Origin of the sequence: Vibrio sp. L5-1, assembly GCF_021728315.1 — a bacterium.
Taxonomy (GTDB): Bacteria; Pseudomonadota; Gammaproteobacteria; order Enterobacterales; family Vibrionaceae; genus Vibrio; species Vibrio splendidus_K.
Genome location: NZ_JAKKCQ010000001.1, coordinates 1,522,316 through 1,546,176 on the forward strand (window position 1 = coordinate 1,522,316; position 23,861 = coordinate 1,546,176).

Below are 23,861 nucleotides of genomic sequence, written 5' to 3' on the forward strand. Positions count from 1 at the left end.
ACATACCAATGAAGTGGTAAGATGAGTGTCAGGATAAAAGCCGATTTTGTTAGTATTAAGTAAGGAATATGGAGAAATGTCAGGTGTTGGTTGTATTGATTTTGAACGATTGTAGATGAAGACCATTTATGAACAGCGCATATCAAGCAAGGTGACACTGATATCTATCTTCAATACACTGTCTGGGTAACCATCGTTCAGCATAAGGTAAAAACATGGCCAATTGGGAAGGGGTAAGTGAGTTTGTTGCAGTGGCAGAGCGTGAAAGCTTTACCGGTGCGGCGCAGAAGCTCGCTACGTCGGTGGCTCAAATCAGTCGTAGAGTAGCAAATCTCGAAGAACGACTCGCGGTGAAACTGCTCAATCGAACGACGCGTAAGGTTTCTCTTACAGAGGCTGGGCAACTCTATTATCAGCAGTGTAAGTTGCTGGTTGAAGGCTTAGAAATTGCTGAGCTTGCGGTCACGCAGATGCAATCCACGCCAAAAGGCTTACTGAAAGTCACTGCGCCTGTGACCTATGGTGAGCGCCAACTCGCTCCAATACTTCATCAATTTTTAAAGCTTCACCCACAAGTAGAACTTGAGCTGATGCTGACCAATCAAAAGCTCGATCTCATCGATTCTGGTGTTGATGTGGCGATTCGCCTTGGCCGCTTAGAAGATTCAAGCTTGGTCGCAAAGAAGTTATCGCAGCGACAGCTTTATGTATGTGCAAGCCCTGAATACATTGAACGCTATGGTGAGCCGCATACGCTCTCTGAATTGAGTCATCACCAATGCTTAGTGGGTGGTTTTGAGCATTGGCGCTTCAAGGAAAATGGTCGTCCGCGTTCGGTTCGTGTTAATGGACGAATTAGGTGTAACAGTGGCTTAGCCTTATTGGACGCCGCTAAACAGAGCATTGGCTTGGTTCAACTGCCAGAATATTACGTGAGTGAAGATCTAGAGTCGGGAGAGTTGGTTGAGGTGCTATCCGATTACCGAGACGATAAAGAAGGGATCTGGGCGCTTTATCCGCAGAACCGTAACCTGTCTTCAAAGGTTCGCTTGCTGGTGGACTTCCTGTCTGAGCAATTGGACTAGTTCTATGACGCCAAGCCACCGTAATGCAATCAGTCCAAACGACTTGATACTCAGAGTGTTCGATACACTTGAGCAGCACTATGGCTATTTTGATTGGTGGCAAACGGATGCTCCTTACCTGGTAATGCTTGGCGCTATTCTGGTTCAGAACACCAATTGGAAGAATGCAGAGAAGGCGATAGATAACCTTGGAGAAGACTGTAATCCGAAAGCCGTTGCTATGATGGATATTGATGAGCTTGCGCAGAAGATACGTTCCAGTGGGTATTACAATCAAAAAGCCATCAAATTAAAGGCTGTTACGGAATGGTTTGCGAGTTATGAATACGATCTGTCAGTAGTGAAGCAGCAAGATAAGAATCAGTTGCGAAAAGAGCTATTGGAAGTCAAAGGAATCGGCGGTGAAACGGCTGACGCGATTCTGGTGTACGCGATAGGTAAACCTTCTTTTGTGATTGATACATACGCAAGAAGGATCTTCACTCGCAACGGGCTTGATGTCCCTAAATCGTATGAGAAATTCCGAGCCTTGATGGAGAGTGTGATTCCGTTGGATACACAAGGGTATGCTTACTATCATGGCTTATTGGTAGAGCACGGCCAGCAGTTTTGTAACCCAAAGCCCAAGTGTGAACATTGCCCACTGAATCAAGGTTGTACTAAGGCAGGAGTTTGACTTTAGTTCGACTCAACGAGTTTACTGTATCAATATATCATTGGAATAAAAAACGGGCTTAAGAATGGTGATTCTGAAGCCCGTTTTTTATGTGGTGCGAAAACTTTTATGTAGTGCGAAAACGTTTATAGTTAAGTAGCGTTTGCTTGTTATTAACTAGACTGAAAATGTATTAAACCGTGAAGCGATCCACCAAGTGGTAAAGCTCATTCGCGCGGCTGTTTAGGTTCTGGCTACCTGTACGGTTTTGATTCGCCAGTGATGCCGATTGTGAGCTTTGATCTGAAATCACGACAATACGTTGTGATATCTCTTGGCCTACAATGTTTTGTTGTTCAGTCGCGGTTGCAATAAGCGAGTTCATGTCCATGATGGTATCAATCGACGCCTGAATTTTCGCCAGTGCTGCAGCAGCGGCATTCGCTTCTTCTACGGTTTGAGCACTTCTATTTTGACTCGAATCCATGGCCTTTACGGCGGCATCTGAAGCGGCTTTTAGTTGTTGAATCATTTTGTGAATGTCGCCCGTACTTTCTTGAGTACGACTTGCCAGTTTACGTACCTCATCCGCTACCACCGCAAATCCACGTCCTTGCTCACCAGCACGTGCGGCTTCAATCGCTGCATTCAGTGCTAACAAGTTGGTTTGTTCTGCAATATCTTGAATGACTGTCAGTGAAGACGAGATGTTTTGTACATCACCTTCAAGTCTAGATACCACAGTGTTCGCTTCTGATACTTCGCTGGCAAGGCCTGCAACCGAGTTTGCAGCCGCATTAACAATCTGTTGAGCTTCTTTGGCGTTGTTTTCCGCTTGTTTGGCTGAGTCTGCTGCTTGACTTGCATTGCTTGAAATCTCTTGTGCCGTCGTGGTCATCTCGGTCATTGCCGTCGCGACCTGTTCTGTTTCTTCACGTTGGCCTGTGGCAATCTCGTCAACCTGTGCGGCGCGAGAAGACATGCTGCTGGTTTCTGATACGACTTGCTGGCCCACATCACTTACGCTACGAATGATGGTTTGCAGGCTAGCAACGAAGGCATTGAAGTTTTCGCTGAGCTTAGTGAACTCTGGTGCTTTGAACGCTTCCATTCGTGCGGTTAAATCGGCTTCACCACTAGCAAAAGCGCTAATCGAACGGTCAAACTGCTCAAGTGGCTGCATGATCGTACGATTCACAGCAACAGCGAATACAGCAACGACAAGGGCAATCAAACCACAGAAAATTGCGATAGCAGTTAATGAGCTTTGTAGAGCGACATTCGAGCTCTCTTTCATTTCTGCAATAACAGCATCGATATCATCGGTATAGAAGCCAGTACCAAGCATTAAGTCCCACTGTGGAACAAATACTGAGTAGCTTAGCTTTGGTAGCGCGACAGATTGCCCCGGTTTTGGGAAATAGTAAGTCGTGAATTCACCCAGTTTGGAGTTCTTAATGAGGTCGCGGATTAAGTAGTTACCTTTCTTGTCTTGTAGGTCGAAGTAGTTGTTACCAATGCCATCGTTACTTTGCCCAACAACGACTCGGACACCTTTAGAGTCATACCCAAAAATATATCCAGATTCGCCATATTCTAATGTTCTCAGTGTTGGTAGAGCCTCTTCAAGCGTTGCCCCTCTGTCCAAAAATGGGCTTATCGAAGAGTAGGCCATTTGGAGATACGCTTTGAGTTCCTTTTCTTTCATCGCCATCATATTGCTACGCGTCGATTCTACTTGCTGAGCCGTTAGCTCGGTGCTCTTCATATAAGTCACGCTCATCATCCCGATTGCCATTAGCAACAAGGGTATGAAGGAGAGAATATAGAGGCGATTCTTGATGGTTAGGGTCATGTCACGGTTCCTGTGCGATTGTCCAATGCAGTTTTCAACAGATTATTAATGTGGTTTCAAAATGTAAATGAACTTGTTGTTTAATTGTTACCCTAAATGGCATTTGTTTTGTAAATATGAAGGTGGTTCTGTTTTATTGCTCGCAGGCCTATGTAATCAAGGGCAGTGCGCATAACTATGAGGATCGTTTATGTGCTTTTGAATTGAACGTTGCTTTGTTAGAATGCGACGCTTTGTAGCACCCTGCTATGTCTATTCGTTAAGTGAGAAAATTCATGAACAAAAGCCATGTGACTATTGGTTTAACTAACCCAAAGAGCCCGACGAATGTTGGTGCTGTTATGCGTGCGGCTGGTTGTTACCAAGTCGACGAAGTTAAATACACAGGGCAACGCTACGAAAAAGCCGCTAAATTCCATACCGATACTAAGAGTGCAACGCGCACTATTCCGCTGACTAGTGTCGAGTCATTTTTAGATAACCTTGATACAGAAACACAAATTGTGTGTGTGGAACTAGCAGAAGGCGCAACGCCATTGCCGCGTTTTAAACACCCGGAAAATGCTATCTATATCTTTGGCCCTGAAGACGGTTCTATTTCTCAAGATGTGGCAGATAGAGCCGATCACGTTGTGTATGTACCAACGGTAGGCTGTATGAATCTAGCTGCGACGGTCAACGTGCTACTTTATGATCGCCTTGCGAAATCGGATGAAATGGACGAGAGCAACGAGCTTATTAAGAAAAGCCGTGATAATCGTAACCACTTATTAGTCAAAGAAAAGTAATTCTCCGCTTCTAGTGTTATCTATCCCTCATGCAATCGGATATTATCTGAGTTCACCACCAGATAATTGAAGGGTTAGATAACACCATGGAAGACAAGCAATTACTTGCCGCGCTACAACAAAATCCTGTCCTCGATTTATACCAGTTATTCCAAGAAGTCGGTCAAAACCACTCTTTATATGCTTTATTAGAGCGATTATCTTCCCTTAAAGAACAGCATCAATTAAATACTCGTCTTAGCCCTTTCAAGCCTCACATTGAAGGATTACTGGCTCAATTCGATAGCACCACGTCTGATAGTGAAATCCTAGAATCGGTCGCAATCCAATCTGAGATTCAACAGCGAGGCCACAGTATGAGTCGCTACATCATGACATCAGATAATCACCGTCATTTTTCGCCAAAATCGGATCTAGTCGTGTTTGGTGATTCGATCACTGAGTGGGCTCCGTGGGCGGATATTTTCCGTGATGTCTCAATGGTCAACCGTGGCCTGGCGGGTGATACCACAACGGGTATGTTGCGCCGTATTGATACCACGTTGAACGTGAAGCCAAAGCTGGTGTGTTTTATGGCGGGAATTAACGATCTTGCACAAGGTTACAGCGTTGATCATATCTATCAGAACTATGTTGAGATACTGACAACATGGAGAGCTCAAGGTATTACTGTTCTTGTTCAATCAACGCTGCACGTAGGCAATAAACTGCAAGGGTTGAATCCTCAAGTTTCAGAACTCAATAAAAGACTACAGGCTTATTGCCAACAACATGATATCGAGTTTTTGGATGTAAACCGTGTGCTAGCACCGAATCAATTACTATCCAATGAGTACAGTTGTGATGACTTGCATTTGAATGCTAAGGCTTATCAAGTTTGGGCTGAGGTTCTCCAACCTAAGATAGAAGCGTTATTAAAATAAACTCGCTCAGGTAACGGATTAGATAGCTGATTAGATAAGTGTTTAAACAGTTAAATAGGTAAGTGAACCCAAAAGGACATTGATTTGAACCTAAGACAGTTGGAAGTCTTCTACGCCATTATGCAGACCGGTACCGTATCCGGAGCGGCGCGTAATCTGCATGTGTCACAACCCAATGTTACCCGTATTCTGGCGCACACCGAGCAACAGCTTGGCTTCGGTTTATTCGAACGTGTTAAAGGGCGATTAGTGCCAACAGTTGAAGCGAAAACCTTGCTGCCAGAAGCGGAAAAGGTCTATCAGCAATTGGGGCAGTTCCGTTCTTTGACCAACAAAGTCAAGCAAGGTCATCAACACTTGCGCATTGGTGCGCCACCGATACTGGCGACTAAATTACTTACGCCGGTGATAGCCCAAATGTCTCGCGTACAAGAGCTCTCTTTTGAGTTACTGACTGCCAACCGTGATGAACTGTGTGCAGGGTTGTTAAAGCATGAGTTAGATATCGCTATCGCGTTTGGAGATGAAGCGCCGCCGGCGATATTGGCTGAAACCTTGTTGACCCAATCACTTAAGGTTTTGGTTCCAGCAGATACGGCTGCTCGGTTACCTGCAGAGTTAACCCTCGATGATCTGATCAATTATCCGTTGCCGATCATCGGGCTCGATAGCCGCGATCCATTAGGTCTGCTGTTACATCAAAGCCTTATTGCGCGAGATGAGCATTATCATCATCCAATATCTGTGCGTGGATATAGTGCGGCTGCTGAATTAGTTAAATATCAAGCTGGGTTTGCGATTGTGGATCCTTGGACGGCAGAGCAGTATCAAAATGACGATTCGGTTTGTGTGTTGCCACTTCAACCAGATATCCAATTCTCGGTATCGATGCTTTGCGCAGAGCACACCCCTCAGTCGATTTCCGTTAAGCAATTTATCGCTTCATTGAAGAGCCATACTCACCCTATAACTTAAGGTTATAGGCTCGCCATAAATAGGTATTCGGCAGCTTCCAAGTTCTTAATTAGAGTAAATCCATACAAGGATTCATTAATTAGGAATACTCATGTCTATCGCTCAACCTTACCTTCTTTTTCTTGGGGATGTTACTGACCCGCTCGCCGCGAAAACTGCTCGCGGTATTCACCAGTGGCGACCAGAAATCTGCCTAGGCCAACTGCGTTTAACGGGAGATACCGTTTCACTGGGCTTAATGGACATGACCTTGCAAGAGGCGCAAGCGCAGGGTGCGAAAACGCTAGTGATTGGCACTGCAAATCCGGGGGGCGTTATTCCTGACTCTTGGCAGCCAATCATAATGGCAGCTGCAGAAATGGGATTTGAGATTGCATCTGGCATGCACCAGCGCTTGAGCGAGTTTTCACCGCTTGCTGACATGCAACAACAAGGATTGACTAAGCTTCATGATGTACGCCATTTTGATGGTGATCTAAAGGTTGGTAACGGCAAACCACGACAAGGTAAACGCCTTCTCACGGTCGGAACAGATTGCTCAGTAGGAAAAATGTTCTCGGCGTTGGCGATCGAAAAGTCGCTTAAACAAGTGGGAACGTCAGCTCAGTTTAAAGCGACAGGACAGACGGGTATCTTGATTGAAGGTAGCGGGATTTCGATTGATGCTGTGGTTGCGGATTTTATTTCCGGCGCGGTTGAAGCGATTAGCCCCGAATTTACTGACCATGAGTGGGACATCATTGAAGGGCAGGGTTCTTTGTTCAACCCTTCATTTGCAGGCGTGAGTTTGGGTCTTTTACATGGCGCACAAGCTGATGCTTTGGTGTTGTGCCATGAAGTCGGGCGACCACATATTCGTAACCTTCCTCATGCGCAATTGCCAACGATTGAACAGACGATCGAAGCTAACTTGCAAGCCGCGCGATTGACGAATCCAGACGTGAAACTGGTTGGCATTTGTTTGAACACGTCGGCGATTAGCACTGAAGACGCTGAGACATTATGCCAACAATGGACCACACTCTATCAAGTACCCGTGACGGACCCAGTTCGTTTTGGTGTACAACACATTACTGATCATTTGCGACATTCACTTTAACGACTTCATCATTTCTACGTTTCCATTTGTTAAAGCGAACATCAACCGAGTGAAATTATGAAGATTACAGCAGAACCCATTACTATCGCGATGCAAACGCCTTTTCGCATCTCTCGTGGCAGCCGAACTGAGTGTCACGTTGTTCGTGTTTACATTGAACATGATGGCAAACAAGCTCAGGGCGAATGCACGCCTTATCCACGATACGGCGAGTCATCGGAGTCTGTGTTAGCGCAAATCCAACAAGCGTCTAGTGCTCTTGAAGGTATGTTTGAGCGAGGCGTTACCGCTCCGGCAGAGCTAAGAGATCATCTTCAGTCTTTATTGACCGGAGGGGCAGCGCGAAATGCGGTCGATTGTGCGCTTTGGGAGCTTGAAGCCAAACAACATGACCAGGTCTTCCCAAATAGCCTGTTTGAGTTACCGAATCAAATCGTGACAGCAATGACAGTCTCGATTGGCACTCCAGAAGCCATGGCGACTCAGGCTCGAGACTATGTCGAAAATGGGGCAAAACTCCTGAAAGTGAAGCTTGATGGAGAGCAAGTGGTAGAGCGTGTTCGCGCGGTACGAGAAGCTGCGGCAGATGTTCAGATTGTACTGGATGCCAATGAAGCGTGGACGGGGCTGAATCTCGAAGAGTTGTTTAATCAACTAACAGAGTTTGATATTGCGATGATCGAACAACCTCTTCCACAGCAACATGATGCTTCACTGGCACACATCAAGCACCCGATCCCACTGTGTGCTGATGAAAGCTGTCATACCACTTCACAGCTCTCATCGTTGTTGGGTAAGTATGAAATGGTCAACATCAAGCTCGATAAAACGGGTGGTTTGACTGAAGCATTGGTTCTTGCAGAAGAAGCCCAAAGGCTAGGATTTACGCTGATGTCTGGTTGTATGCTTGGTACTTCTTTGGCGATGCGTGCAGCTCTGCCTATCGCCGTTCAATCTGAAATCGTCGACCTTGATGGCCCAGTCTTACTTGGCCAAGACGTTTCTCCTGCTCTGACTTATCGCGATGGGATGATTATTCTCTAAGTTCGTTGAGCCTCGGGTTAGTCGATGGACATGGCATAAATGAAATCGCACGAGTGAAAGCTTGTGCGATTTTTTAGATCTCTAGTCCTTAACTTATTAAATAATCAAAGGTTTTTACTGCTTGATTGAGCGCGCTATTCGTATGATTTACGGGCGTATTGATAAAGTAATCACGTTTCTGTCGGTGCGGTCACTTTCTATCATCGCAAAACAGACAGCTCAAGTTTTATAAAACAATTGTTATGATATCTTATGTGAAATGTTAATGATTACTCTTCATTTAATAGTTTCACTAAAGCTATTCGATGCAAACCTAAGTAAGGCTCACACCCTAACTAATTGAATCATTGACAGTTCCTGTTGATTGTTTGATGAGAAGAAGGTGGGGCGAGTGAGTAGTCATGTCTCCGAGGTTGTAGAAAATAAGGATAGTTTCGAGCGCCCGTTCTCGATCAAAATCCCACGTCGTAAGTGGTTTGGTTGGAAAGGTATTGAGCTGCGCTTGGTACTTGCGTTAGCCATGCTATCGATGACTACTATCTTCCTCTCGGTTGTCTCCAGCTTTACTTTCGATGATTTAAACCAACGTCTTGTTGAGCTAAAGGAGAGTGAAATCCCGGCCTTAGATAATGCTGCACGCCTTAATGATATGGTGCGAGTGATTATCACAACATCTTCTCAGCTCAGTGACGCTGAATCGAATTTAGAGCGCAAACAGGCGATGCTAAAAATCGAAGACGCTATTTCCGTGATGAATAGCGTTATGGTTCAGTTCCCGGACTATCACTCCTATTTTAAAGATCTTATCGCTCAAGTTAATAACAGCCTTAGCTTGTTGTATCAAAGTGAAATTGAGTCAGAACAGCTCAACCAAGAGCTTCGTAATTTGCTCGAAGGTTTTTACCCTCTATTGCAGCAAGCCAGTGACTCACTCGATAACTTGCCAGAGTCTGCCAAAGATCAAATCCAGTACACACAGCTCAAGTCTCTGCTTTATTACCAATTAGGCTTGGTCGAAAAGCTGTATAACGACTCCAGTTTTAATGAACTGGATTACACCAGTTTGCGATTAGAGCAGGTAGGGGAAGAGTGGTGGAAGCTCTGGGTCAGTGGTGATTTAAGAAGTGATTTTCCTCAATTAGATCATCAACTCACGGTGATTTATAACCTTGCCTCAAGCGATAGCAGCTTGTATGGAATGAAAAACAAAGCGCTCGATCATCTTTATCAAGAGCAATACTTCCTGCAAAACAGCCGCGAGCATTTGAACCAATTAACCGTGCAGATCGAAAGCAACACCAGCAAGGTGAATAGCAATATTGACCAATCGATTCAGCAGGCGCAGCAATCTTTGCAATCTAACCAGCGTCTCTCTCTTTTCCTTTCTCTATTTAGCGTGTTGGCTGCCGCTGCTATTTCATGGTTCTACGTGCGTAAGAGCATTTTGGAAAGACTTTTACAGCTTAAAGACAACATGTTTGCGATTTCTACCGGCCATTTAGATACCGAAGTGTCCATTCGTGGCAAAGACGAAGTGACGCAAATGGCCAAGTACCTAAAGGTATTCCAAACCACGGCCAAAGTCGTTAAGCAAACCAACCGAAAATTAGAAGCTGAAGTGGAAGAGCGCACCCTAGCCGAAGCTAAGCTGCGAGTGACTCAAGATGAGTTAATCCAAGCCGGAAAACTGGCTGCATTGGGGCAACTCAGTGTTGGGATAACTCACGAGATCAATCAACCTCTGACGGCTGTGAATAGCCACGTTCGAAGTGCTCAGCTTTGGCTCGGTAAAAATAGACCAGACAGAGCACAAGAGAATCTTAAAAAGATCGAAGTCCTGCTAGAAAAGGTGGCTGCGATAACTCGTCACTTAAAAGCCTTCTCACGTAAGAGCGACGGCAAGATTGATAATGTGGAACTAGAGAAGGTGATTGGCGATGCGATTGATCTGTTTGAAACCAGACAGAGCCCAGTATCGATTCAATATTCGCCCCAAAGCTACCAGATGGTTCGAGCCAACAGCATACGCTTGGAACAAGTGCTGGTGAACCTCATCAGCAATGCTCTGGATGCGATTGAGCATAAAGAGCAGCCTCAACTTAGTATTGCAACGCAAGAGCTTTCGAACACCATGCAGATTTTGGTCAAGGATAACGGACTGGGCATACCTGAAGAAGATATCCCGTATTTGTTTGACCCATTTTATTCCAGCAAAACAACAGGTAAAGGGCTCGGGCTCGGCTTGTCTATCGCATACAACATAATAAAAGATTTTGGCGGCTCGATTCACGTGGAATCGGTTGAACACCAAGGCACCACCTTTATCGTCACTCTACCAAAAGGCACAGGTTCATGATTTCAGAAAAACACATAGTTCTTATCGACGATGAAATAGATGTCGTCGAAGCCGTGAGCGAAATGTTAGAGCTAGAAGGGTTTAGTGTCACCACCTTTACTGATCCCAACCTTGGCCTAAAGTCGCTTAAAGCAAACAGTCAGTCGGTTGTGTTGTGTGACGTGCGCATGCCGAAAGTGGACGGTTTGACGTTGTTGAGCTCAATCCAACACCGTGCCCCGAATGTGCCCGTTTTATTGATGAGTGGTCATGGCGATATCCCAATGGCGATCGAAGCGATGAAGCTGGGCGCTTTCGACTTTCTGGAAAAACCGCTTAATTCGAGTGAGCTGGTGGAGAAGCTTGATTTGGCGATTGCCCAGTGTCAGCACAGTTGCCCGTCAACCTCGGATGGCGATGGGCAGGAGGATTTACCGATTGAATCTGTGGTTATTGGCCAATCAAAAGCGATGGATACGATACGTAAGCAAGTGCTCGCTTTAGCGCATACCGGAGTCGATACCATCATCAACGGAGAAACGGGAACGGGCAAAGAGGTGATAGCTCAAGCTCTGCATCAATTCAGTCGTCGTAAGACTAAGCCATTTGTCGCGATTAACTGTGGTGGTATGACAGAGAGCATTATTGAGAGTGAGTTGTTTGGCCATGAAGCGGGTTCGTTTACTAGCGCGAACAAGAAGCGCATTGGCAAAATAGAACAAGCCAATGGCGGTACTCTGTTTCTCGATGAAATTGAGAGCATGCCGATTGCGGTACAAATAAAACTACTGCGTGTGATTCAAGAGCGAATGATTGAGCGTGTTGGTGGTAATGAGTTGATACCTGTCGACATTGTCGTGGTCGCAGCCAGTAAAGCCGATCTTGTGAGCTTGAGTGAGTCTGGGGAATTCAGAGCCGATCTCTTTTATCGCTTGAACATTGCAAGCTTAAACCTTCCGGCACTGCGCCAACGAAAAGAAGACATTCAGGTGCTGTTTCGCCACTTTGTGATTCAAGCGAGCCACAAATATAAGACGCGCCCATCGACGATTTACCCCGAGCAGATACAGCAGCTATGTCGGCATGAATGGCCGGGTAACGTACGTGAACTACGTAATGTCGCTGATCGATTTGTGCTGGGTATCGTCGGTGATGGCTTCGATCTTCAATCGCCAATTTGTGAAGCGTCCGGAGAAGATTTCGCCTTTGAAAAGCAGATGGAGCAGTACGAAAGGAATGTACTGACGGAAGCGCTAATTGAAAGCGCAGGTAACATTAACGAGGTATCAAGTAAGCTGAATTTACCGCGTAAAACCCTTTATCGAAAAATGAAGAAACACCAATTGGATAAAGAGAGTTTCAAAGCTTAATTCGTTCAGGTGTTTGTTAAATGGAAAACCAAAAGCAAAACCAAAGCCAAAAGAAAAAGCACAAGACAACAATGACCCATTTGGTTTTTAGTCGAATGGCTAACTGTTTCAAGTGATTGTAATAAAAGAGCTTTAACATCTGGCACAAAGCGTGCAATCCCTACATTGTGGCGTCAGCCCACATGAGGTTATTCAGTGTTGAGTCAAAAAAACATATGACGGTTATCCAACATTGAATGATCGAATAAAGGACATTAGAAAAATAATTGCTTGTTGCAAGGAGATACAAACATGAAGCAAATACTGAAAGGTTCGATTGCTCTGATATTAGGCATGAGTTCAATAACGGCATGGGCCGCTGCAGAACCAGCAAACTTAGGACCTCGTCCCCTCTTTTTAGTCAACAATATGGATGAGAGCCCTTTGAAAACTAAGCTGTTGAGTTGCAGCGAAGGACCTTTTCATCGTAGTGATTTTTCTATTGGGCATCGCGGAGCTGCGATGCAGTTTCCTGAGCACACTAAGGAATCCTATTTAGCGGCGATTCAAATGGGCGCAGGTGTTGTAGAGTGTGATGTGACCTTTACCAAAGATAAGGCGTTGGTATGTCGTCACTCGCAAAGTGATCTACACACGACGACCGATGTATTAGCGCACCCAGATCTTGCTAAGAAGTGCTCAACCCCGTTTACACCAGCTAATCCAACGACAGGCGAAGATGCTCAGGTTGAGTGCCGTACTTCTGATTTCACGCTGGCTGAGTTTAAGACGCTCAAAGGTAAAATGGATGGTGCGAATCCAAAAGCCACCACGGTTGAAGAGTACATGAACGGCACTCCAGGTTGGAGAACCGATCTTTACAGTCAAAGTGGGACACTGATGACGCACGCAGAAAGTGCAGCACTGTTTAAAGAGCACGGCGTGAAAGTGACTCCTGAATTGAAATCGGCAGCAGTAGACATGCCTTTCAATGGATTTAGCCAAGAGATGTACGCGCAGAAGTTGGTGGATGAACTGAAAGAGGCGGGTTTCAAGCCTTCTGAGACTTACCTACAGTCATTTAACTTGGATGATGTGAAGTATTGGATCAATGAAACGCCGAAGTTCGGCAAACAAGCGGTTTACCTTGATGACCGTGTTTATGAGCAAACGGACTTTGTCGCGTCTGTTGAGAACATGAAAGAACTGCACGATGCGGGTGTGAATATCATCGCACCACCTCTGTTTGCTTTGGTTGAACTTGATAAGAACAACGAATTAGTGGCGTCTAACTACGCGAAACTGGCTAAGGATGCAGACCTCGACATTATCGCATGGACACTGGAACGTTCTGGCCCGCTAGCGCAAGGCGGTGGTTGGTACTACAAGAGCGTGAAGGACGGCATCAACAATGATGGCGATATGATGAAAATGCTTGATGTGCTGGCACAAGATGTGGGTGTGATGGGTGTATTCAGCGACTGGCCTGCAACGGTAACTTATTACGCTAACTGCATGGACAGCGACGCATAGGCGATTCTGAGAGCGCTGTTACGTCGCTAATTATAGCGTTTGTATAGAGAGCGCTTAGCCAAAGAATAATAAGAGAAAAAGCAGTGAACCAAAGAGCCTTCGGGCTCTTTTTTTACCACTGAAATTGGTGGGACAGAAATGACCCAAATGATGGATTTTTAGTTGGACACGAATGACTCAAAAGATCTTGGCTAGTTTGAGTTTTGTTGTAAGTTATTGAAATTTAGTAAATAAAAATATGGCACGAAGGCTGCAGTAGCTAAGGTGACTTTCAACAATAAGTAAAAGTAAGGTTTGAATATGAAAATCAGTGTTAAAGGACTGTTAATCGCTAGCTCATTACTACTTCCTTCAATGGCTATGGCAAGCGACTGCTCTAGTCGTGGTGTGTTAGACGATCGATACTGTGATGAAAACCAAGATTTGGTGGCCGATTCACCAAAGAACCCAGATGAGTGGAATGACCCAAGTACGCTTGTGTTTACCTACACGCCAGTAGAAGACCCTGCGTTGTACAAAGATGCGTTTGCGGATTTCCAAGCTCACCTAAGTAAAATTACAGGTAAGCGAGTGATTTACTACACAGTTCACTCGAACTCTGCGCAAGTAGAAGCGATGCGTTCTGGTCGACTGCACGTTGCTGGTTTCTCTACGGGCCCAACAGGCTACGCAGTTAACTTGGCAGGTTACGTTCCAATTGCGGTGAAGGGCGATGAGTCTGGTTTTCAAGGCTACAACCTAATCACGATTGTGCGTAAAGATAGCGGCATTAACAAAATGTCTGATCTGAAAGGCAAAAAGGTTGCACACACTTCTGCATCTTCCAACTCTGGCAACCTAGCTCCACGTGCGTTATTCCCAGCGAAAGGCCTAGTGCCAGATGAAGATTATAAAGTGCTTTACTCAGGTAAGCATGACCAATCGATTCTAGGTGTCTTCAATGGAGATTATGACGCAGCACCTGTGGCATCGGACGTGTACGATCGTATGGTAGCAGCAGGTCGTGTTGACGATTCTGAACTGAAGATCATCTACCGTAGCCCTCGTTTCCCAACGTCTGCTTTTGGTTACGCGTACAACTTAAAACCAGAGCTAGTTGAGAAGATCAACGAAGCTTTCTTTAGCTACCGCTTTACACCAGAGATGAGCGCATCATTTAAAGGTGCAGATCGTTTCTCGCCAATCAGCTACAAAGAAGAGTGGGATGTGATTCGTGATATCGCTCATGCGACAGGTACGGCTTACACCAAAACAGGCCTGAAGAAATTGGCTGAAAAAGATGCGGCTAAACGCGCAAAGAAAAAAGCAGCTGAGCTAGCAAAACAAGCAAACAACGGCTAACTCTTTTTCTATTAGAAGGCTAAGTTTTAGAAAGACTTAGCCCTTTTAAAATACCTACTTCAACTAAATATCTATGCCCTCGCGGGTAGGGCATAGATCATTCGAAAATTCGCACAAGGAAATGCAGTATGGCCGTAGCAAGCTATGAAGGAATAAAGATAAACAACCTTTTCCACGAATATGTGGCAGGCAAGCCAATCCTTAAAGGCATTAATATTGATATCGATGAACCAGGCATCATCGCGATCATTGGTCCATCTGGTACAGGTAAAAGTACACTTCTACGCTGTATCAACCGACTCAACGATCCAAGCCAAGGTGAGATCATATTTGATGGCGCAGACCTGACTCAATTAAAAGGCCAAGCGCTACGTAAACAGCGTCGACACATCGGCATGGTGTTTCAAGAATATAACCTTGTCGAACGTTTAACGGTTATCGAGAACGTGTTGAGTGGCCGTTTGGGTTACATGACCGCTTGGAATGCATGGCGTCGCAACTACTCTGCGCAAGACCTAGCAAAAGCGTTCGAGTTACTTGAATTTGTTGGCCTGCAAGACTTTGCTAACCAACGTGCCGACAGTTTATCGGGCGGCCAAAGACAGCGTGTCGGTATCGCTCGCGCCGTTATGCAAGACCCATATATCTTATTGGCGGATGAACCGACTTCATCACTCGACCCGAAAACCGCGGTTGAGATCATGGAGTTGATGGAGACATTCGCAGAACAGAAAAACATTCCCGTGTTGGTTAACATCCACGATGTGAACTTAGCCAAGCGTTATGCCAAGCGCATCATCGGCATGTGTAACGGTAAAGTGCATTATGACGGTAGCCCTGAAGGGATCTCAGAAGAAGATCTAAAAATCATTTACGGGGGTGAGTCATGGCTGGATTAACCCCAAGTTCATCGCCAAGCGTACCGTCAAACCAGTCGCCAGCGAAGCATGAAAACCCATTCAAAATCTCATGGACTAACCGAGCAATCATCGCTGCGATAGTTGCTTATCTGTTTTACAGTTTCTCGACGTTAGGGCTAACCTTTGATCGTTTGGTCATCGGTTTTGGTGAAAGTGAGCGGTTACTATCAAGAATGTTTCCGCCTGATTTTTCGCGTACTAGCTTACTGCTGAGTGGATTAGCGGAAAGCTTACAAATTGCGATTATCTCAAGCTTCTTTGGCATCGTTATTTCATTGTTTCTGGGCTTGTTAGCTGCGAGAAATATGATGCCTTCAATCGTATCGACGCCAATACGTTGTTTCATCGCACTATGTCGCTCTTTTCACCCGGTGATCATCGCAATCCTATTTGTGAAAGCGGTGGGCTTCGGTGCTCTTGCTGGGATCCTGACCTTGGTCTTCGCATCGATTGGTTTTATTGCCAAGCTTTTTGCTGAAGCGATTGAAGAGATCTCTTTTAAACCGGTTGAAGCGATTAAAGCAACCGGTGCCAGTTTTATCAGCGTCATTTTGTATGCGGTAATGCCTCAAGTATTTACTCGTTTTATTGGCTTTGCTAGTTACCAGCTTGATTCAAATCTACGTAACTCAACCATGGTTGGCATTGTGGGTGCGGGCGGCCTTGGTGGTACGCTTTTCTCTGCATTCCAACGCTTCGATTACGACTTTGTTGCCGCTATTTTGATCACCATTATCGCATTGATTCTTGTGGGTGAATTTCTTTCCAACATTGTTAGGAGAATCTTCTAATGACAACAGCATCTATCGATAAAGAGTGGCAGCGCTTTACACCAAACGAACGCGTGGCTCGATTTGCCGTTTACCTTAGCCTTGTGTGCGCGATTGTTTGGTCTTGGCAGACGGTTGAAGTGATTCCTGAGTTCCTATACGACGCGCCAGCGCAGTTTGCTGATATGTTCGAGCGTATGGTGCCAGTGGACTACGCTTTCTATCCTGAATCAATCCACGCAGCGATGATTGAAACACTGCACATTGCGACGTTAGGTACCTTGTTTACCTTGATATTTGCAATTCCGTTGGCGTTGTTGAACGCGCCAAATATCACACCTAATAAAGCGCTGAACTGGGTGGCTCAATTCTTTCTGGTGTCTTCACGTTCTGTGAACTCATTGGTTTGGGCTTTGTTGTTTATCGCACTATTTGGCCCCGGTGTTCTCGCAGGCATTATGGCAATTGCCATTCGCAGTATCGGCTTTGTAGGGAAGCTGTTAGCGGAAGCGATTGCCGAAGTGAACATGGGGCCTATCGAAGCTCTGCGCGCAACCGGCGCTTCTTGGATGAGCATCTTGCTTAAAGGGTATTGGCCACAAGTGATGCCCGCATTCTACTCCATCGTGTTGTTCCGTTGGGACATCAATGTGCGTGAATCTGCGGTATTGGGGTTAGTGGGCGCTGGTGGTATTGGCGTGGTGCTAAACGATGCGCAGAACCTTTTTGAGTGGCAAAAAGTTTCGATGGTATTAGTGAGTATCTTCGCAGTGGTTATCGTTGCAGAAGCCGTAGTGATCCACATCCGTAACAAACTCATATAAACATATGGTGCAATGCAGCGTGTTTTGTGTGATGTGTCAAAGTTAAGAGCTTATCTAGCATTTTGAAGCTCAAACGACCCTAGGTACTTCGGTCTACCTAGCGGTCGTTTTTTTATGTCTATTGAGTGACCTGAGACCTTGTTAGAAGGGCGTGACTCGTTTTTAAGTGTCTAGCTTTTAACTGCCAGCAGCGCATCCACAAATTCTGCAAACCCATAGCCACCTGACTGCGACATCACCTTACTTGGATGATGATCTAACTTATCCCAATAATGCTTAATGTTTGCCACGCCAACGGTGAGTGGTAGTGATTCGAACATCTGTTGATCGTTCATTGAATCGCCGACATAGCAGGCTTGATTGTGGATTTGCTCAAGCGATAAGCCTTTATTAGTAAGGAAACGGTGCACGGCGTTTTTCTTTGAGTGTTCGCCATACCAAGCATTGATATGAATCGAACTTGCCGTCGCGTGTGCGCCTAAAGCGTGTATTCTTTCGAGTACGGCTTGAACAGTTTCAGGATCAACAGGCTTACGGTTTTGGCCGATATCAATCGCGACCTCACACAAGCGGTAAGATTGATCCAAAGTTAGCGATAGGTCGGGGTAACTCAACAAGATCGCTTCAACTTCTTGTTTTAGATTTGCTTGGTTCTGACGCACTTGTTCTAGCGGTGTTTCAGATGAGAGTTGTAATGCACCATCTTGCTTCTCTAGTAAGAAGGCGCCGTTCTCTCCAAGCACGGCATCGACAGGCCAAAGCTGCGCAATATGGTCACACCAACCAGCACAGGCTCCCGTTACAGCGACCACTTTGATTCCATTGTCTCTCAGCTTTTGTAACGCAATCAGGGTTTCTGGAGGGAGTGAACCTTGCCAAGTGAGCGTGTCATCGACGTCGGTTAATACCCAGTTGATGTGTTGCCAGTCATTACCTAGTTGGTGTTCCATCCTCAAACTCACTTATTCGGGTTTATTGTGTTGCGTGGAGTGCTCTGTTCGTCGTTAAACGTCTTTCTCTCAGTCTGACTAAGTGACGTTAATTAAAGCTTAACCGTGTTTAGAAAACACAATGTTTAGCAAAATCACCGGCTTCATTGGCAGTCCAGTCGCCTTTCGGCTTTTCTTTCATATCTGTACACCAAGCTTCACTGCCCACTTCTGTACAAGCCATCAGTTGAGTCGCTAGAAATAGAATTAGCGCGATTTTTTTCATAATAAAGATTCCTTTATTCTCTAAATTTCTGCTTATAACTGTACCAAATACGACTAGCGATTGTTATAGCAGCCAGTGACATAAGTTTGCTAAAAACGATATAGAGTTGGGCTTGGTTCTAAGATGGGAAGCGAAGGGGGGGGTTAGACCGTCGCGATAGGCAAAATCAAAGTGATAAAGTGATAAAGTGATAGATTGATAAAGAAATTGAGGGGTAGATCGAAAAAGCCAGCAACATGTGCTGGCTTTGAAATTCTTGTGCGCTTCTATTCGTTAGTGCGCTTTAACTACTTGTCGAGTTATACCAGTTTCATCTCTTGGATGATGTCCGAAGCGATTTCTGGCTTCGTGCTCGTTGGTTTCTCGTGTAGGTCTGCTTTCAATTGTCCCTTACGGTTACTTAAGCCTGCTTCAAGTTTCTTGAGTGCTGCAGCGATAGCTGGGTACATAACATCGTCTGTAGATTTTGCTGTTACTCGTACACCTTCGTAGTTGGTGAATACTTCTACCTGATGTTGACCGTGTTCTTTAGTAATGATGATGTCGCAACTGATCAGTGATGGGAAATGGTTCGATATCTTCTCGAATTTACTTTCGATGTCTTTGCGTGACTCGTCGTTAATTGATACGTGATGTGTTTGAACATTTATTTTCATAAATCATACCTTTCCAATGACTGTGTCATTTAAACGTAGCAAACATCGGTGAGTTTAACCAACTGCGAAATAGCACATGTGTGATTCACTTCAGTGTTATCAAATAATCTCCCATTACTCCCTTGAAAGTCCGATGAACTGGTCGCATATTATGTTTCGTGAATTTCAAACGTGTTTAAAAATCCCTCACCTTTGAAGTATTACTCCAATTCACTCTTTCAACTTAGTTTTTATCGCCCTAATCACGCATCACTCCAAATACTTATTCTAGTCTGCTTTTATAAATCCACATCCATTTTAGTGAACAAAACATATCTGCTCTGCCTATATCACAATTACTGATATAAAGAACAATGAGATATTGAGATGAATTTTAGTACGGGATACTCTAACTGCCATCTTCTATTTGGATCCGTTAACATGAAAATGCCTGTTAAATTCGCTGTAATCGCAGCTTCCCTTTCTTTCGCTTTTAATGCCTTTGCTGCCCCTGTTGAGTTTCAGAAAATTCCAGAGATCATGCAGCAGTTTGAAACGGCAGAACTGTACGTTAAGAAGTCGGTCACTCTAGGTCGTTTGCCAGCAGAGTCTGAAATTGGCATTGATTTCCCTACCTATGTTTCAGACGGTGAGGGCGGTTACAGCATCGAGACAAATAACGTAATGACAGATTCTGTTGTTATCGCAAGCATGCCGAAAGCGATTGTGGATGATGTTTTCAACCAATGGCTAGTACCTAAAGAGACATGGATCAGCAGCTACGGATCTTTGCCAACCTCAACCACTGAATTTAAGCCCTTTAAGCGTATTAAAACCATTAAAGCGATTAAGATCGATGCTGAAATTCTTGAGCTGTTAGGCAGTGAAGATGGCAACACGGCAATGATCAAAGTGAGCTGGGATGAGAAGGGAATGAAGGTCTATAAGGATGGTTACTTGGCGGATTATGAGTACGGGATTGCCCCTCATGAGATGCAAGAAAACTATGAGCTAGCGCCTAAGTAATTCAGTTCAATGTAAAAAAAGCGCCCAGTTTTTGCTAGGCGCTTTTTTAAAGCCCACCAAAACATGACGAAACTCACACTTTTCTGACAATTTACCGCTCGTTGTGTTAGCATGCGCGGCTTGTCTTTGTAATTGATAAAAAACATATTACTCAGCGGATTTCTTTGTTTATCTGCCCGTAATGACCTCATTCAGTTTGGCCTGACTTGGCTGAACATCTGCATTTTGCTCGGACGCAAAGAGAGTAGTACTCACTACTTCACTATGTACATTTGAGAGCACCATCTATCAAAGGCCTTTTTGAAACAGCCTAAATTAGCGCGAACTTAGTTCTGCGTGAAGGGTTTCGTTTTTCCAAAAATCCCTCTCGGCGGCTAAGTACTCCTTAGTTGCTGACAAGTAAGGAGTCTATATGACGACTACGGTATCTACGTCCGTACCTACATCTCAAGCTGGTAACACAGCTCCGATAGAGAAAGAAGTAAACCACCCGTTTCTCTCTTTGGTTATCATGGTTATTGTTGCTGCAATCGCAACTTACTTCATCCCTGCTGGTGAGTTTGAACGAGTGGTCATGAATGGCCGCACGGTGATTGACCCAGACAGTTACACATTATTAACCAGTAACCCAACGACATTAGCCTCTTTTTTCGAATCATTTTTTAAAGGCTTCAAATCCGCTTCTGGCGTGATGGGTGTTGTGGTATTCGTTGGTGGTGCTTTCGGCATTATCAAACACATGGGTTTGTTAGACGCATCCGTCGTTGCGCTGACGACGAAGCTAAAGAAGCAAGGCTTGTACGTGATTGCACCTGTGATCATGACGGCGATTTTTTTCAACGTCACCTTCACGGGTATGCGTGAGCTTGATGTCATTTTTATCTCTTTGATGATCCCGATCTGTATTAAGCTTGGCTATGACGCGATCACGGCACTTGGCGTTGTTTTACTGGCAAGTTGTGCCGGTTTCGCTGCAGCTTTGGCTAACCCATTCTTTACGGGTATCGCACACACTATTGCTGAACTGCCTATGTATTCAGGCATGTGGTACCGCTTTATTGTTGGCATGTTCATGTTGCTAACGGGTGCTTGGTATGTGCTTAACTACGCGCGTAAAGTTAAGCAAGATCCAACCAAAAGTTTGTTGCATGGTACGGGGTACCACTACGAATCTAGCGTTGAAGCGAAAACACTGACTACTCGTGAAAAGCTTGCGGGCATCGCGTTCTTGGGCGTATTCGCATACATGATCTTCGGCACGTTGACGATGGGGTTCGGCTTTACCGAGATTGCGGGTGCATTCGTGGCAATGGCGATCATTCCGGGTTTGGTTGCCGGTTTATCTCCGAACAAGATTTGTGAGTATTGGACCAAAGGTGTTAGCGATGTATTGGTGGCAGTGCTGATCATCTTCTTCGCTCGATCAGTGTTAACCATTATGGAAGACGCGAAGATCGTCGATTCTATTATCTTCTATCTCGCACAGATCATTTCTGGTAGCTCTAAACTCGTGGCAGCGGCAGGGATCTACTTCTCGCAGGCTGCGATCAACTTATTCATTCCGTCTGGCAGTGGCCAAGCTGTGATCACTATGCCAATCATCATTCCATTGGCAGATATTGGTCAAGTGACTCGTCAAGTAGCAGCACTGGCTTCTCAACTGGGTGATGGTATTTCTAACTATATTTACCCAACCAATGGTGGCTTGTTAGCGGTATTGGCTATTGCAAAAGTGCCTTACACTAAGTGGGTTCGCTTCTTCTTACCGCTGTTCTTGTTCTGGTCGGTGGGTGCTTTGATTTCAGTTGTGATTGCTCAAATGATTGAGCTAGGGCCTTTCTAAGGGTTTCTGTTTAATCGAATGCATGGACAGTTAGGGTTTAACTGAGGCCGTGTGAATTACTAAGAAGGCAGCGAATTCGCTGCCTTTTTTCGTTTAAAGAAAAGCTATTACAATGACCAAGATTACTCTTCAAATTGGTAAGAAGAGGGAACCACAATCACGCCTTTCTTTGATATATGAAATCGTTCTGAATCCGCTCTACTATCAATACCTATTTGGGTACCATCAGGCACTTTCACATGCTTGTCGATGATGCAGTTTTGTATATGACAATTTTTCCCAATTTCAACATCTTCAAACAGAATACTGTCAATAACAATGGCCGCGTTGTTGACTTTAACTTTTGGGAAAAAGATGGAGTTCTGCGCTGAACCACCTTCTATCACCACACCATTTGCGATCATCGAGTTGATGAAGATCCCTTGATTACCTTCAACTGAAGCGATGGTTCGAGCGGGTGGTAATTGAGGTTCGTAAGTGCGGATTGCCCAATCGGGTTGGTATAAATCGATAGGGGAAACTGGCTTTAGTAAATCCATATTGGCTTGATAATAAGAGTCGAGGGTACCAACGTCTCTCCAATAAGCATCTTGTGTAACTCTGCCTTCGGTGTCTCCAAATTTGTAGGCATAAACGCTTTTATCCCTCACCAATTTAGGTATCACATCTTTACCGAAATCGTGGCTGGAATTTGGATCTTCTGCATCCGCCAATAGTGCTTGTGTAAGCACTTCTTTATCAAAAATATAAATCCCCATTGAAGCCATGCTTCGTGTTGGTCTTCCGGGTACGCAGGCAGGATAACGGGGCTTTTCTGTGAAGTTGTTTATCTGATGCGATTCGTTAATTTCCATAACGCCAAACTCTTTGGCTTCATCAATCGAAACTTCCATACAAGCCACCGTTAAGTCGGCTTCGCTCTGTTTATGTTGTTTGAGCATTGGCGCGTAGTCCATACGATAAATATGGTCGCCTGATAACACCACCACATGTTTCGCTTCGCTGCGAGAAAGCAAATACAGGTTCTGATAAATCGCATCTGCTGTTCCGCTATACCAGCTATCACCCGTTCGCATTTGTGGGGGAACATTGGTGATGTATTCGCCAAGCTCGGGGTTAAGCACCGACCAACCATCTCGTAAATGTTTTTGCAAAGAGTGAGACTTGTATTGAGTCAGCACTAGAATTTGGCGAAGCCCAGAATGCAGGCAGTTCGCAAGTGTGAAATCGATGATTCGATATTTGCCACCAAAGGGCACCGCAGGTTTTGCACGGTTATCGGTGAGGGGAGAAAGCCGAGAGCCAACACCGCCGGCCAGAACGATCGTTAGAGTGTCTTGCATGGTCAGAACCTCATGTATTTATGATTATGAACATACACTTGCAAGCACTAAGCCAAATGTAACCTATTGAATATTAAGCGAGGTATGAGCTAATAATACGAGAACGCACCAAATTGATGCGCACGAAATGTTGGCTTGCTCCATTTTGATCCAAAAGGTCCGAGCAAGATTGAGGCGGTGAGTTTAACGGCATGACGCACGGGAAAGTTGCATTACAAAATTGTCAATAAAATGAGGTAATAAAGTGATCGAGTCGATATAAATTTACATAAATAATCACAAGTTTTCACAAATTGATTTCCA

General features: G+C 45.0%; 21 protein-coding genes. 16 read left to right on the forward strand and 5 right to left on the reverse strand.

Annotated elements, in window-relative coordinates; genetic code table 11:
- Window positions 1–215: 215 nt before the first annotated feature.
- A complete protein-coding gene (locus L3V35_RS06340; RefSeq protein ID WP_017088293.1) occupies window positions 216–1,085 on the forward strand; it encodes a LysR family transcriptional regulator in 870 nt (289 codons plus the stop codon).
- Between the two features lie 4 nt (window positions 1,086–1,089).
- The gene (locus L3V35_RS06345) at window positions 1,090–1,761 is read left to right on the forward strand and encodes an endonuclease (protein ID WP_237298887.1); all 672 of its coding nucleotides are present in this window, start codon (window positions 1,090–1,092) and stop codon (window positions 1,759–1,761) included.
- A gap of 172 nt (window positions 1,762–1,933) precedes the next feature.
- Here the strand turns inward: L3V35_RS06345 and L3V35_RS06350 are convergent, their stop codons facing one another.
- Window positions 1,934–3,595, reverse strand: a complete 1,662-nt coding sequence (locus L3V35_RS06350) for a methyl-accepting chemotaxis protein (RefSeq protein ID WP_017076501.1) — start codon at window positions 3,593–3,595, stop codon at window positions 1,934–1,936.
- Between the two features lie 275 nt (window positions 3,596–3,870).
- Here L3V35_RS06350 and L3V35_RS06355 point away from each other — a divergent pair, with 275 nt between their 5' ends.
- From L3V35_RS06355 to phnE (L3V35_RS06410), 12 genes are all read left to right on the forward strand, one after another.
- On the forward strand, window positions 3,871–4,383 hold the full coding sequence (locus tag L3V35_RS06355; RefSeq protein ID WP_017076500.1) for an RNA methyltransferase: 513 nt from the start codon (window positions 3,871–3,873) through the stop codon (window positions 4,381–4,383).
- An 86-nt stretch (window positions 4,384–4,469) separates the two neighbouring features.
- Window positions 4,470–5,306, forward strand: a complete 837-nt coding sequence (locus tag L3V35_RS06360) for an SGNH/GDSL hydrolase family protein (RefSeq protein WP_237298888.1) — start codon at window positions 4,470–4,472, stop codon at window positions 5,304–5,306.
- Between the two features lie 84 nt (window positions 5,307–5,390).
- Window positions 5,391–6,281 carry a LysR substrate-binding domain-containing protein gene (locus L3V35_RS06365; protein ID WP_237298889.1) on the forward strand — a complete coding sequence of 297 codons (891 nt, stop codon included), beginning with the start codon at window positions 5,391–5,393 and terminating at the stop codon, window positions 6,279–6,281.
- 91 nt (window positions 6,282–6,372) lie between these two features.
- Window positions 6,373–7,380, forward strand: coding sequence for an N-acetyltransferase DgcN (gene dgcN / locus L3V35_RS06370; RefSeq protein ID WP_237298891.1), 1,008 nt, complete (start codon window positions 6,373–6,375; stop codon window positions 7,378–7,380).
- Window positions 7,381–7,437: 57 nt separating this feature from the next.
- Complete coding sequence (gene dgcA, locus L3V35_RS06375; protein WP_054546274.1) at window positions 7,438–8,424, forward strand: N-acetyl-D-Glu racemase DgcA; 987 nt, start codon at window positions 7,438–7,440, stop codon at window positions 8,422–8,424.
- Between the two features lie 382 nt (window positions 8,425–8,806).
- Complete coding sequence (locus tag L3V35_RS06380; protein WP_054546334.1) at window positions 8,807–10,780, forward strand: ATP-binding protein; 1,974 nt, start codon at window positions 8,807–8,809, stop codon at window positions 10,778–10,780.
- Window positions 10,777–12,129 (forward strand): sigma-54 dependent transcriptional regulator, encoded by a 1,353-nt coding sequence (locus L3V35_RS06385; protein WP_054541528.1) that lies wholly within the window; start codon window positions 10,777–10,779, stop codon window positions 12,127–12,129. The genes L3V35_RS06380 and L3V35_RS06385 overlap by 4 nt, the downstream gene beginning before the upstream one ends.
- 291 nt (window positions 12,130–12,420) lie before the next feature.
- Window positions 12,421–13,641, forward strand: coding sequence for a glycerophosphodiester phosphodiesterase family protein (locus L3V35_RS06390; protein ID WP_054546275.1), 1,221 nt, complete (start codon window positions 12,421–12,423; stop codon window positions 13,639–13,641).
- A 300-nt stretch (window positions 13,642–13,941) separates the two neighbouring features.
- Window positions 13,942–14,982: a phosphate/phosphite/phosphonate ABC transporter substrate-binding protein gene (gene phnD, locus L3V35_RS06395; RefSeq protein WP_004732989.1), complete on the forward strand. Its 1,041-nt coding sequence runs from the start codon at window positions 13,942–13,944 to the stop codon at window positions 14,980–14,982.
- Window positions 14,983–15,110: 128 nt separating this feature from the next.
- Window positions 15,111–15,881, forward strand: coding sequence for a phosphonate ABC transporter ATP-binding protein (phnC, locus tag L3V35_RS06400; RefSeq protein WP_004732991.1), 771 nt, complete (start codon window positions 15,111–15,113; stop codon window positions 15,879–15,881).
- Window positions 15,869–16,693 carry a phosphonate ABC transporter, permease protein PhnE gene (gene phnE, locus L3V35_RS06405; protein WP_054546276.1) on the forward strand — a complete coding sequence of 275 codons (825 nt, stop codon included), beginning with the start codon at window positions 15,869–15,871 and terminating at the stop codon, window positions 16,691–16,693. Before phnC ends, phnE (L3V35_RS06405) begins: the two co-directional genes overlap by 13 nt.
- Entirely contained in the window at window positions 16,693–17,496 is an 804-nt protein-coding gene (gene phnE, locus L3V35_RS06410; protein WP_004732994.1) for a phosphonate ABC transporter, permease protein PhnE, read from the forward strand. The genes phnE (L3V35_RS06405) and phnE (L3V35_RS06410) overlap by 1 nt, the downstream gene beginning before the upstream one ends.
- Before the next feature lie 170 nt (window positions 17,497–17,666).
- On the opposite strand, the gene L3V35_RS06415 is transcribed toward phnE (L3V35_RS06410), so the two are convergent.
- The 3 genes from L3V35_RS06415 to raiA all read right to left on the reverse strand — a co-directional run bounded on the left by L3V35_RS06415 (window position 17,667) and on the right by raiA (window position 19,367).
- Window positions 17,667–18,446 (reverse strand): HAD-IIB family hydrolase, encoded by a 780-nt coding sequence (locus L3V35_RS06415; protein WP_237298893.1) that lies wholly within the window; start codon window positions 18,444–18,446, stop codon window positions 17,667–17,669.
- Window positions 18,447–18,555: 109 nt separating this feature from the next.
- The gene (locus L3V35_RS06420) at window positions 18,556–18,711 is read right to left on the reverse strand and encodes a DUF3012 domain-containing protein (protein WP_004732998.1); all 156 of its coding nucleotides are present in this window, start codon (window positions 18,709–18,711) and stop codon (window positions 18,556–18,558) included.
- A gap of 299 nt (window positions 18,712–19,010) precedes the next feature.
- Window positions 19,011–19,367 carry a ribosome-associated translation inhibitor RaiA gene (gene raiA, locus L3V35_RS06425; RefSeq protein ID WP_004733000.1) on the reverse strand — a complete coding sequence of 119 codons (357 nt, stop codon included), beginning with the start codon at window positions 19,365–19,367 and terminating at the stop codon, window positions 19,011–19,013.
- A gap of 420 nt (window positions 19,368–19,787) precedes the next feature.
- On the opposite strand from raiA, the gene L3V35_RS06430 reads away from it, so the two are divergent.
- Entirely contained in the window at window positions 19,788–20,372 is a 585-nt protein-coding gene (locus L3V35_RS06430; protein WP_054546278.1) for a hypothetical protein, read from the forward strand.
- A gap of 412 nt (window positions 20,373–20,784) precedes the next feature.
- Entirely contained in the window at window positions 20,785–22,215 is a 1,431-nt protein-coding gene (locus tag L3V35_RS06435; protein WP_054546279.1) for a Na+/H+ antiporter NhaC family protein, read from the forward strand.
- 122 nt (window positions 22,216–22,337) lie between these two features.
- Here the strand turns inward: L3V35_RS06435 and glgC are convergent, their stop codons facing one another.
- Window positions 22,338–23,558 (reverse strand): glucose-1-phosphate adenylyltransferase, encoded by a 1,221-nt coding sequence (gene glgC / locus L3V35_RS06440; RefSeq protein WP_237298895.1) that lies wholly within the window; start codon window positions 23,556–23,558, stop codon window positions 22,338–22,340.
- Window positions 23,559–23,861 lie beyond the last annotated feature (303 nt).

What these genes read in the sequence shown, in the direction of transcription:
- L3V35_RS06420 (WP_004732998.1), bottom strand. Translation starts at nt 18,711, where the DNA reads ATGAAAAAAATCGCGCTAATTCTATTTCTAGCGACTCAACTGATGGCT.
- L3V35_RS06360 (WP_237298888.1), top strand. Translation starts at nt 4,470, where the DNA reads ATGGAAGACAAGCAATTACTTGCCGCGCTACAACAAAATCCTGTCCTC.
- L3V35_RS06340 (WP_017088293.1), top strand. Translation starts at nt 216, where the DNA reads ATGGCCAATTGGGAAGGGGTAAGTGAGTTTGTTGCAGTGGCAGAGCGT.
- L3V35_RS06345 (WP_237298887.1), top strand. Translation starts at nt 1,090, where the DNA reads ATGACGCCAAGCCACCGTAATGCAATCAGTCCAAACGACTTGATACTC.
- L3V35_RS06355 (WP_017076500.1), top strand. Translation starts at nt 3,871, where the DNA reads ATGAACAAAAGCCATGTGACTATTGGTTTAACTAACCCAAAGAGCCCG.
- L3V35_RS06385 (WP_054541528.1), top strand. Translation starts at nt 10,777, where the DNA reads ATGATTTCAGAAAAACACATAGTTCTTATCGACGATGAAATAGATGTC.
- L3V35_RS06435 (WP_054546279.1), top strand. Translation starts at nt 20,785, where the DNA reads ATGACGACTACGGTATCTACGTCCGTACCTACATCTCAAGCTGGTAAC.
- phnC (WP_004732991.1), top strand. Translation starts at nt 15,111, where the DNA reads ATGGCCGTAGCAAGCTATGAAGGAATAAAGATAAACAACCTTTTCCAC.
- phnD (WP_004732989.1), top strand. Translation starts at nt 13,942, where the DNA reads ATGAAAATCAGTGTTAAAGGACTGTTAATCGCTAGCTCATTACTACTT.
- L3V35_RS06430 (WP_054546278.1), top strand. Translation starts at nt 19,788, where the DNA reads ATGAAAATGCCTGTTAAATTCGCTGTAATCGCAGCTTCCCTTTCTTTC.
- dgcA (WP_054546274.1), top strand. Translation starts at nt 7,438, where the DNA reads ATGAAGATTACAGCAGAACCCATTACTATCGCGATGCAAACGCCTTTT.
- L3V35_RS06350 (WP_017076501.1), bottom strand. Translation starts at nt 3,595, where the DNA reads ATGACCCTAACCATCAAGAATCGCCTCTATATTCTCTCCTTCATACCC.
- phnE (WP_054546276.1), top strand. Translation starts at nt 15,869, where the DNA reads ATGGCTGGATTAACCCCAAGTTCATCGCCAAGCGTACCGTCAAACCAG.
- L3V35_RS06390 (WP_054546275.1), top strand. Translation starts at nt 12,421, where the DNA reads ATGAAGCAAATACTGAAAGGTTCGATTGCTCTGATATTAGGCATGAGT.
- L3V35_RS06415 (WP_237298893.1), bottom strand. Translation starts at nt 18,446, where the DNA reads ATGGAACACCAACTAGGTAATGACTGGCAACACATCAACTGGGTATTA.
- dgcN (WP_237298891.1), top strand. Translation starts at nt 6,373, where the DNA reads ATGTCTATCGCTCAACCTTACCTTCTTTTTCTTGGGGATGTTACTGAC.
- glgC (WP_237298895.1), bottom strand. Translation starts at nt 23,558, where the DNA reads ATGCAAGACACTCTAACGATCGTTCTGGCCGGCGGTGTTGGCTCTCGG.
- raiA (WP_004733000.1), bottom strand. Translation starts at nt 19,367, where the DNA reads ATGAAAATAAATGTTCAAACACATCACGTATCAATTAACGACGAGTCA.
- phnE (WP_004732994.1), top strand. Translation starts at nt 16,693, where the DNA reads ATGACAACAGCATCTATCGATAAAGAGTGGCAGCGCTTTACACCAAAC.